Source organism: Kitasatospora sp. NPDC041988, from assembly GCF_055588525.1.
This window is the reverse complement of sequence record NZ_JBVJCO010000044.1, coordinates 31,780-33,012: the sequence shown is the minus strand read 5'-3', so window position 1 is coordinate 33,012 and position 1,233 is coordinate 31,780. Positions and strand designations below refer to the sequence as shown.

The window sequence follows — 1,233 nt, the reverse complement described above, 5'->3', positions numbered from 1 at the left end:
CCCCCCCCCCCCCCCCCCCCCCCCCCCCCCCCCCCCCCCCCCCCCCCCCACCCCAACCCCCCCCCCCCCCCCCCCCCCCCCCCCCCCGCGACCGAGGCCTTCGGCCCCTGGTGCCTCGAACTGCACATCCCCGCCCACTGCGGGCCGCTCACTCCCGGGGCCTGCGACCGCGCGCTCGCCCGGGCCCGCGGCTTCTTCGCCCGGCACTTCCCGACCGAGCCGTACCCGGTGGTGTGCGTCTTCTCCTGGCTGCTGGACCCTCAGCTCGGCCGCTACCTGCCCGCCGACTCCAACATCCTCCGGTTCCAGCGGCGGTTCGCGCCGCTGTGCCGGCTCGGCGAACCCGAGGACGACAATCCGCTCCGCCATGTGTTCGGCGACGCCGACCGTCCGCTGGATGCGCTGCCGCGCGACACCCTTCTCCAGCGCATCCTGGTCGACCACCTGCGCACGGGCGGCCACTGGTACGTGGCAGGCGGGTGGCTGGCGCTCTGAGCCCGCCGCCGTGGACCCGACGGATCGTCACAACAAGGCGTGGTTCCGCAGATCCCCGATGGTACGGCCGGCGGTACATGCCGTCAGCCGTACCATGACGACGGCACGGATCATCGTGCTCTGCAGGAGCCGACGACGCTTCTGCTCACCGCCCTCGCCGACGCCCCGCGCCACGGCTATGCCCTGATCGCCGAGGTCGCCGAGATCTCCGGCGGCCGGGTCAGCCTCCGCCCCCGGCACGCTCTACGGCACCCTCGACCGCCTCCAGCACGCCGGCCTGATCCGGGTCGACCGCGAGGAGGTCGTCGACGGACGGCTCCGGCGGTCCGGCGTACCTTCGCCCTGACCGATGCCCGACGCGAGCTCTCGCCACCGAGGCCGAACGCCTCCACACCGCCGCTCTGGAGGCCAAGCGCCGCCTGGGCACCGCCCCGCACCCCGCCCCGCGGGAGGAATGGCGTGATCGAACCGACGGACCGGCAGAATCCTTTCGCTGTCCGGGCCCTGGAGCGGGCGCTCGCGCTCCACCCCTCCGACTCGCCCGCGAGCGAGCCCGGGAGATCGCCGACACCGCCGCCCTGGCCTCGGCCGGTGCCGGCCGGTGGGCCGCCGCACGCAGGCTCCGGCCGCGCGGGGGGGGGGGGGGGGGAAGGGACCACGGGGGGGAGAACCCGGGGGGGGGGGGGGGGGGGGGGGGGGATGGGGGGGGGTGGTGTGGTGGTTTTCTCTGCCACCAGG

General features: G+C 76.2%; 1 pseudogene. It reads left to right on the top strand.

Features of this window, described 5'->3' with window-relative positions:
- Positions 1–495: pseudogene (locus ACZ6NC_RS32680) on the top strand (hypothetical protein); the annotation flags it as partial.
- Positions 496–1,233: the final 738 nt, after the last annotated feature.